Source organism: Anaerolineales bacterium (genome assembly GCA_022866145.1).
Classification (GTDB): Bacteria; Chloroflexota; Anaerolineae; order Anaerolineales; family E44-bin32; genus PFL42.
In genome coordinates this window covers 1-8,301 of record JALHUE010000367.1, presented here as the reverse complement: position 1 = coordinate 8,301, position 8,301 = coordinate 1, and the positions used below count along the sequence as shown (strand labels likewise).

General features: G+C 64.9%; 6 protein-coding genes and 2 tRNA genes. 1 reads left to right on the top strand and 7 read right to left on the bottom strand.

The window, feature by feature from the left end:
* Positions 1-464: 464 nt before the first annotated feature.
* Both MUO23_11195 and MUO23_11190 read right to left on the bottom strand, forming a co-directional pair.
* On the bottom strand, positions 465-1,469 hold the full coding sequence (locus tag MUO23_11195) for an NAD-dependent epimerase/dehydratase family protein (GenBank protein MCJ7513520.1): 1,005 nt from the start codon (positions 1,467-1,469) through the stop codon (positions 465-467).
* On the bottom strand, positions 1,466-2,062 hold the full coding sequence (locus MUO23_11190; GenBank protein ID MCJ7513519.1) for a TetR/AcrR family transcriptional regulator: 597 nt from the start codon (positions 2,060-2,062) through the stop codon (positions 1,466-1,468). Before MUO23_11190 ends, MUO23_11195 begins: the two co-directional genes overlap by 4 nt.
* A gap of 250 nt (positions 2,063-2,312) precedes the next feature.
* On the opposite strand from MUO23_11190, the gene MUO23_11185 reads away from it, so the two are divergent.
* The gene (locus tag MUO23_11185) at positions 2,313-3,176 is read left to right on the top strand and encodes a hypothetical protein (protein ID MCJ7513518.1); all 864 of its coding nucleotides are present in this window, start codon (positions 2,313-2,315) and stop codon (positions 3,174-3,176) included.
* Positions 3,177-3,603: 427 nt separating this feature from the next.
* Here MUO23_11185 and MUO23_11180 read toward each other — a convergent pair whose 3' ends face one another.
* The 5 genes from MUO23_11180 to MUO23_11160 form a co-directional block, all read right to left on the bottom strand.
* Positions 3,604-5,514 (bottom strand): hypothetical protein, encoded by a 1,911-nt coding sequence (locus tag MUO23_11180; protein MCJ7513517.1) that lies wholly within the window; start codon positions 5,512-5,514, stop codon positions 3,604-3,606.
* Between the two features lie 215 nt (positions 5,515-5,729).
* Positions 5,730-5,801: transfer RNA gene (locus MUO23_11175), tRNA-Met, on the bottom strand.
* Between the two features lie 60 nt (positions 5,802-5,861).
* Entirely contained in the window at positions 5,862-6,251 is a 390-nt protein-coding gene (locus MUO23_11170; GenBank protein ID MCJ7513516.1) for a hypothetical protein, read from the bottom strand.
* A 76-nt stretch (positions 6,252-6,327) separates the two neighbouring features.
* Positions 6,328-6,412: transfer RNA gene (locus tag MUO23_11165), tRNA-Leu, on the bottom strand.
* An 89-nt stretch (positions 6,413-6,501) separates the two neighbouring features.
* The gene (locus MUO23_11160; GenBank protein MCJ7513515.1) at positions 6,502-7,623 is read right to left on the bottom strand and encodes a hypothetical protein; all 1,122 of its coding nucleotides are present in this window, start codon (positions 7,621-7,623) and stop codon (positions 6,502-6,504) included.
* Positions 7,624-8,301: the final 678 nt, after the last annotated feature.

Here is an 8,301-nt window from a genome sequence, read left to right as displayed (position 1 = left end):
TTGCCCTGGGTGCGGCTCGCAGCCGGGCTTGGACCCATGCTCGGATGGTCGAGCAGGCCGTCGGCCGGTGTGGCCGGGTGAAGGAAGCCTGCGTGCATGCCGCAGCCCGGGAGGAGGCCGAGAAGATCAAGGCCCTGGTCGAGTCGCGATTGAGAGTCGCTCGTTGCCGAGCTCTCGCCAGCCTTCGGTGTGCATTCCGGTCCCGGCGCGGCGGGTTTGTGTTGTTTCCCGGCGGAGCAGGCTGGCTGACGCCGAACCGGCCAGGGCAAGCTGGCGCCGGTCCTCTCCAGCCTGTCCGAGCTCACACAATGGCAAGGGTGTTTCGCGCCACTGCCCCGCCGGCGAGAGAGAAGACCGCCCGGCTTCCCTCACAGGGTCCGTACCGCGAGATCGTCCTGCCCACCTCGGCGCCCCCATCCGTCGACCATTCCTCTCTCCGGCGTCAGTGTGGTTTGCGACGTGGCCTACCTTGCCGAGCTGGCGCCGGCAACGCCCTCGCGGTTGTCACGCAACCAGGCGATCATGTCCTCCAGGGAGCTGCGCAAGGGGCGAGGGGCGAACCCGAGCTCGCGGGCAGCTTTGGCATGGCTGATAGCGGAGTTCCCGATTAGTGTCTGCAGTGAGTACGGGGTGATCCGAGGGCGCGATTTGGCGAGGCGGTAGTACATCGGCATGACCTGGGCCGCGAGACGCGCCAGCCCGAGGGGAACCCGGATCCGGGCGAATCTGCGGCGAGTGATCTCAGCCACTGAGTCCAGCAGGTGCCGCACCGAGATCTGCTCACCCCCCAACACGTAGATATCCCCCGGCCTCCCATACTGGCAGGCAAGGATCAGCCCATCGGCGACGTCTCGGACATCAACGAAGTCATAGGCGCCGTCGATGTACAGCTGCGGCTTGCCGGCCATGCATCCCAGGATCAGGTCCGCCATCTCGGACCGGCGAAAGTCAAACGGCCCGATCACGCCGGTCGGGCAGACGATGGTGGCCGGCAGCCCGGCGCGGGCCGCCTGCAATACCTCGAGCGAGGCCTTGGCCTTCGAGCCGTCGTAGGCGCTGATCGCGCCCTCTGGATCAAAGGGCAGGCTTTCGTCGATCGTCACGCCGTGGGGGACACGGCGCAGGGCGTGGATCGAACTGGTGTAGACCAGTTTGCTCACTCCGGATTGGCGCGCGGCCTGCAGCACGTGGCGCGTCCCCACAATATTGACCGCCCGAAGCAGCCGGTGTTCGCCGGGCAAGATCGAGATCATGCCGGCCAGATGGTAGGCATGGGTGACCCCGTCGAAGGCAGCCAGGATCGAAGTGAAGTCGAGCACATCGGCCCGAGCCTGCTCCACCTGTAGGCCCTTCAGGGGTGCCGCCTCCTCGCCGGGCAGCAGCATCGCCCGCACCCGGTTCCCACGCTCGATGAGCGTCCGCACCAGGACGTTTCCGATATGTCCCGTAGCTCCGGTCACCAGGATCATGCTTGGCTCCCTGCCAAACCTTCGAGGAACAGCTCGACCGTCGCTCGCATGGCCTCGCCCCATTCGTTCGAGTCCGGGGCGAATTGCGCCTGCATCAGCAGGCCAACGGCCATCGAGGTCAGCATGATCGCTGCTACCCGGGGCGGCACCGGTCGGATCGTGCCCGTTTCGACCCCCTGTGCGATCAGCTGCTCGAAGTAGGCCTGATACTTCCGATACGGTTCAACAGCTCTCTGCCAAATGGCTGGGTCGCGTTGCGCCTGCGCCCAGAATTCGAGCATCATCGGCAGCTGCGCCTCGGGACGACGGATCCCGGCCGCCACCAGGTCAGCCATCTGGCGCAAGGCTGTCGGCACGTCGTCTGCCTGGCGCTCCGCCCTGGCAAAGCCGGCGTCCAATGATGCCAGCCAGCCGTCGAGCAGCTCAAGGAACAGGGCGTGCTTGGAGGCAAAGTGGTGGTAGAAAGCGCCTTTGCTCACGCCGGCCTGCAAGCAGATCTCCGCCACGCCGGTCGCATCGTATCCGCCGGCGGCAAACAGCTTCTGCGCCACAATCAAGATATGCTGGTGGGTTTCTTGACGACCAGGCGACATGACCCTGCACCACTCCAATCCTTGGTGGCCCGCTCAAGTGGCCGAATAGACCGACCGGTCGGTTTCAATAGTACCATGGATTCGACCGGCTTTCCCCCTCGGGCACGGCCGGGGACTTGCCTGGCAACGGTCAACAGACGCGCCAGAGGACCGAGCTCCCCTGTCGATCCGGGCAACGCATCGAGACAAGCGCGCAGGACCGCAAGCGTCTATAATCCCCGCCAATCCGATACCTGACGGCGAGGGCAGAATGAAGCAACGGATGGTTTCCTTCATAGCGTGCGCGCTGCTGGCTGCCGCGCTTCTGTCGGCCTGCGAGATTCAGACTTCTCAGCAGGCCTCGATCGAAGCCACGTTGACAATGGATGCCCTGGCCGCCATTGTGCAATCCACGCTTGTGGCCGTCCCGCCGGCTCAGCCGACGTCCCCGCCGCAAGCGCCCTCCCCGACGACTACCCCAGTGCCGCCGCCGGCCGCGGAGACCCCCACCCCGACAGCGACCAACGCCCCGACCATTCCTCAAGCGGTAGTCAGCGAGAACACCAACTGCCGCACGGGTCCCGGCACGGTCTACGATCTGGTCTACTCCGCACTGGCCGGCAGCCAACTGACGATCGTGGCCGGCAGCACGGTCCCGGAATATGTCATCGGGGAAATTCCCAACAAGCCAGGGCAGACCTGCTGGCTGTGGACCAAGTACGCCACCATCAGCGGGGATACTTCAGTGCTGCCGAAGCAGACCCCGCCGCCTACGCCTACCCCTTCGGTCAACTTCACCCTGGAATACAACGGCATCAACTCCTGTGTGGGTTGGGGCATTGGCTTCAAGTTGGTGAACACAGGAGGCCTGACGCTGAAGTCCGCCAAGGCAACCGTGGAGGACACCGACACGAGCACGACGATCAGCCAGTCCTCGAATGAATTCGACAAGCACGGCGGGTGTGTGGTTGACACCGCCATACCGGAGCTAGATCCAGGCGACAAGGGGTATGTCTATGCCTATGACTTCGCCTACGATCCTTCGGGACACAAGCTCAAGGGGACAGTGACGGTGTGCACCCAATCCGGGCTGGGGGGACAGTGCAGCACTCGCTCGGTCAGCTTCAAGCCGTGAGCCTGGCTCACGCGGGAGCGTAGCTCTCAAGGCGCAGGCCTTAGCCCGACTCACAGCGACCTCATCTTTGCCTGCGTTCTGAGGCCTAGCAGTGGCCGCGGGTCGAGTGTCGGCCGAACCGCGTTCGCAGTATCCGGCTCCGGCCGGCTCCAACCATCCCCGCCAAGGGAAGCCAATCGCGCCCGCTGGGCGAGGATCCGAAGGCGTCAAACCGCACGAACTGCCGAAGCCGAAGGGTCCCCGGCTGCGGCTGCGCAACACTGGCGACGTCTCTCAGGCAACTCATCGGAGTGCCAAGGGGAGCCTGGTTCCAACGCGAGCTGACCTCAGGGCCACAGCCTCATCTTGTCCACCAGGAGCGGACTGCCGGTCTGGCACGCGCGAACCTTCCCGCCAAGGGCGTTCTCCGTCCGGCTGCGGGTCTGTTCTAGTCTGAGGCAAGACCGGGTTCGGGGACTTGTCGAATGACGCAGAACGTGGCGCCCCCCTTGCCGACAACGATCACGGCCGGCGATTCAGCGAAATACCGATCCTCGTTGGTTCTTGAGGAGAGGAGCAGGAAGTCGCCGGGCCTTGCCTGGAGGCGGTCTGGTTCCAACTGCTTGACCTGTACCGAGGAGGAGGCGTACGCACCGGCGATGTAGGGCTCCCGAAACACATACAGAGCGGGTGACTGGCTCGCGTAGGCGGCGTTGAATCGGGCCATAGCGTCCTTGTAGCATGTCAACCAGTAGTCAGTCTCGAAGCGGCGGAATGCCCCTGACAGCCTACCCACAAACTGGTTGTAGTAGGCGTACTCGTAGGGATGGGTTTCGACTATCCCGTAGACACCGGGCAGAACAAGCAGCAAGACGAGTGCCGCCCGAGCCCATTCCCGTCTGAGAGACGAGAATATTGCCTGGAACGCGAATCCTGCCAAGACGAACAGCGGCGGGAGGATGAAGAGGAAATGCCTGATCCCATCATACATCGGGGGCTTGGCCAGGACGATGTAAGAGAAGAAGGCGAAGAACCAGAGAGGGATCACAACGAAGGTGCGCCAGTCAATTGCCCGCCGAACGACCCCGACCAGGCTCAGAGCGAGACCGACCGCTGCCAGGATCAGCGTCGGCTCAGTGAGGGTCACTCCTAGCAGCAGCGGGAAGTAGATGCGCGGGAGCGCGTTGGCGTGGTACAGGCCTCCCTGGAACAATACACCGAGACTCGTGGGGTTCTGGGCGCTGCGCTGCACCACTTCCCACAAGCGGGTTAGCGGCGAATCCCAGAGGTATGGCCAGCTTAGATACACCGTCGCTGCGGCCGTGATCCCGTAGACGACTATCCCCAGCATGGAGCGCTTACGAGCTTGTAGCAGGAACGCGGTCAGGACCAGCACGCCCGCCGCTGGACCGAGAATGCGGATGCAGCTGGCGATCCCCAGCACCACCCCAGGCAGGATTGCGGCCCGGATCTCGTAGGACAATCGGCCGCGGGGCGGCAGCAAGCCCGGCCAGGTTGGAAGCGGCTTGATCCAGCTGGCGTGCCGAGCGATCCACCGGCGCAGCCCTCCGCCCCCCATCCCGGAACCGGGAAGCCCGACGCCGGCGGCCAGCGCCACAGGCGCCAGCAGGCGCTCGAGCCAGCTGGCTGACCTCCCTGAGATCCACCCGGCAAGTGCCAACGCCCCTATCCCCAGGGCTGCCCACGCAGAGGCTCTTACCCTCGAAGGCGCCATTCGGAGCGCGCCGCTTCCGGCCGGTGCCGGTCCTGCCTCCGGCTGGGATATCCTGCGGGCCTCGATGGCCGTCGCCTCGGGGCTGAGAAGCCGATCGACCATGGCTAGGCCGAGGGTGACTGCGGCCAAGAAGAAAGCCAGGAAGGGGATATCCTTCGGGTTGACGAAGCCATGTCCCCAGAGCATGGGTTGCAGCCCATAGAGCACCGCCGCACTGAAGGCCGGCCATGGCGAGATCCAACGTCGGCATAGCTTGAAAAGGAAGACGATACTCAGGAGGAAGGTGAGGGAGTTGATGAAGTGCCAAGTCGATGCTCGGTCGGAACCCGACAACCCCTGCACCAGATCCACAAGTGGTTTGGCGAGGAGCAGGTAGGCCGGACCATAGACCTTGTGGTCGGTGGCGCTTGGTCCGTAGGCTCGCTCTAGATCGAAATCTCCGTCCAGCCGAGCTTGGACGGAGTACGCGTAGGGAACTGCATCAGCATAGGCGTAGAAGTACGGCTCATCCCAGCTCAGACCGTAGTCTGGAGACGTTGTCCCCGCCGCCACCACGGCGAGCACAACCAGGAGCAGCAGGGCAAGCGATCCGTTGGAGTGCAGCCTGAGAAGAGCGGCCTTCATAGATGGGCATCCACTCCCTTGTAGGGCCAAGGGCTCCGGCGCGGCGGTGAGGTCCGCCGACGGCCTAGGCGCTATCGCAAACGCACCGAGACTGCGTGGTGGATTATATCCTTCACCCCTGCCCCGGCTGCAAAGGGAAGTTGCAGGGCAGCCGACGGGGCCTCAAAGCTCCGGTGCGCGAAACCGAAAGCGCCCTTTCGGGCGCCTTCTTCAGGTAGCGGGGCTAGGATTCGAACCTAGGACCTTCAGGTTATGAGCCTGACGAGCTGCCACTGCTCCACCCCGCAACGTGTCCTCACCCAGAGGACACAACAGTATATCACGCCGCCGGCGAGGCGGTCAAGGCATTACTCGCCGAACAGCAGGAGCCACCAAACCTCCAGGCGGGTCGGCGGGAGCGGGAACGGAGTTGGCGTCGGCAGCGGCGGTTCGATGTAGCCTCCAACCGGGATCGGGATGATCAGGACCTCGCCATCCCGAGCCAGCTTGGCCTGCATGCGCGCCCAGCGCTCGACGACCGCGTCGCTGTCTCCCTGGGCAGTCTGCGTCTGCAGCCGGGCCTGCTCCTGCTCCAAAGAGGCGACTTCGGTTTCGAGGGACCCCGCATCTCGTTCGAGCCGGCGGGCGTCGCTCATCCTGCGAGTCAGATCGCCCAGGATCAGGATCCCTATGACAGCCAGGAACACGATCCAAACCCGGACGAGCGACGACTTTCCCTGCTTCCCTCCATCGGTCATGGCAGCAGAATTGTAGACCCGGCGGCGCTGGCCGACAAGCCCGCAAGCACAAAGGCCCCGGACTGGGGCCTTTGGATGCCGAAGGTGGGATTTGAACCCACACGAGCGTAAAGCTCACTGCGCCCTGAACGCAGCGCGTCTGCCAATTCCGCCACTCCGGCGCTCGGACGATTCTACCGTAGACAGGCGGATTGTCAACGAAGATTTGCCGCCGACGGTGGTTCTCGCGGCGGACGCCCAGGCACCCTGCCTAGCCTGCCGCCTGCTGATCGTGCTCGCTCAGACGAAGTCCCATGACCTTGCTGGTGGAGTCCGAACCCATCGTGATTCCATAGACGATCTCGGCAGCCTGGATTGTCTGGCGGTTGTGGGTGATCACCACGAACTGGGTGTTGGCGCTCAATTCGCGCAGCATGTCGCAGAACCGGACAACGTTCGACTCGTCGAGCATGGCGTCGACTTCATCCAGCACGCAGAAGGGCGTCGGCGACACCTGCAGCAGGGCGAACACCAGTGCACTTGCCGTCAGGCTGCGCTCTCCGCCGGAGAGCATTGCCAGTCCTTGCTCGCGCCGCCCGGGCAAGCGGGCCTCGATGTCGATCCCGGTGATTGTCAGATCCTTGGGATCGGTCAGGCTCAGGCGCGCCGACCCGCCGCCGAACAAGCGGCTGAATGCCTGCCGGAAGCTGACAGCGACGGCATCGAAGGTCTTGCGGAACTCGCGCTCCATCAGTGCGTCGAGCTCGGTAATCACCTCGCGTACCTGGGCCTCCGCGTGCCTCAGATCATCCACCTGCGAAGTCAGGAACTCAACCCGCTGGCGCACGTCCAGGTATTCTCGCTGGGCCTCGATGTTGACGCTGCCCATTCGGCGCATCTGCACCCGAAGCCGGGCGACCTGGGCTTCTATCTCCATGGGCAGATCATCCACCTGCGGCAGTTCCTCCACGAGGCCTTCTAGCGGCAGTGGGACCGGCCCGGTCGTGCCGTCTTCATAGGCGAAGGCCACCAGGCCGAAATCGTCTTCGATGCGCTGGCGCAGCCCGATCAGCTCCTGCTCATGGCGGGCGAGCTCGATCTGCGTTTGTGAGTGACGCCGCTCGGCCGTCTGGATCTCCGCACGCAGCCTGCTTTCCTGGGTGTCCAGCTCGGTGCGCAGCGCCTCGGCGGCAGCCAGCGAGGCCTCCAGCGGCGCCGAAGTCTCCGTCCTCGCGGCCAGTTCGGCTTCCAGAACTCGCAGCTCCTCCCCGGCCTGAGATTCCTCCGCCTGAGTGGCGATCTGGCTTTGGCGGGTATCCTCCAGGCGCGTGCGCAGGGACTGCAAGGAGCGATCGGCAGCCGCCAGACGTGCTCGGGCATCCTCGAGCCGCACTTCGGCTTCTTCTGTCCCCAGATGGAGACCCTCCTGACGGGCTTCGAGCTGGGCGACGTGGGCGGCGGCTCGCTGAGGATCGCTGGCCACCTCCGCAGCCTGCAGGTCTTCAATCCAACGCTGCCGCTGGGTTTCCAGCTCCGCGATCGCCTGGCGGGTGATGCCTACCGCAGACTCAAGGCGGTGCTGGTCCGCCGCCAGCTCGCGCTGCTGCGCCTCCAACAGGTCCAGGTCGCGCTGCGCGGCTTGCGCCTCCACCCGCGCCTGCTCTGACTCGCGCTCAGCCAAGAGCAGACCGCCCAGGGCTGCCTCCCGCCGCGCCACCGAGGCCCGCAGTTTGGTCTCGCCGATCTGCACCCGGTCTTCGACCTCGTGAAGACGGGACTGGGTTTCGGCTGCGAGTGCCCGGACCCTCACCAGCGCCGCCTCGGCCTGGTGAAGATCCGGCGCGTCCTGGCGGCCTGTGCGCAGCACTGCGCCGCTTGGATAGTAGACGAAGCCATCCAGCGTGACCAGACGTCCGCCGGATGGAAGGTCCCCCACCCACGCCCGCGCTTGGGTCCGATCCCGCACCACCCAAGTCGTCGAAAGCAGCCACTCCAGGAGAGGCCGGTGCTCATCATTCGTTCGCACCAGGTCCGCTGCTCGGCCAAGAGCAACCGCATCCAGGGGTGAAGG

Bases quoted from the DNA above. Each gene is read 5' to 3' on its own strand.
- MUO23_11195 (MCJ7513520.1), bottom strand. From the start codon at position 1,469: ATGATCCTGGTGACCGGAGCTACGGGACATATCGGAAACGTCCTGGTG.
- MUO23_11190 (MCJ7513519.1), bottom strand. From the start codon at position 2,062: ATGTCGCCTGGTCGTCAAGAAACCCACCAGCATATCTTGATTGTGGCG.
- MUO23_11185 (MCJ7513518.1), top strand. From the start codon at position 2,313: ATGAAGCAACGGATGGTTTCCTTCATAGCGTGCGCGCTGCTGGCTGCC.
- MUO23_11180 (MCJ7513517.1), bottom strand. From the start codon at position 5,514: ATGAAGGCCGCTCTTCTCAGGCTGCACTCCAACGGATCGCTTGCCCTG.
- MUO23_11170 (MCJ7513516.1), bottom strand. From the start codon at position 6,251: ATGACCGATGGAGGGAAGCAGGGAAAGTCGTCGCTCGTCCGGGTTTGG.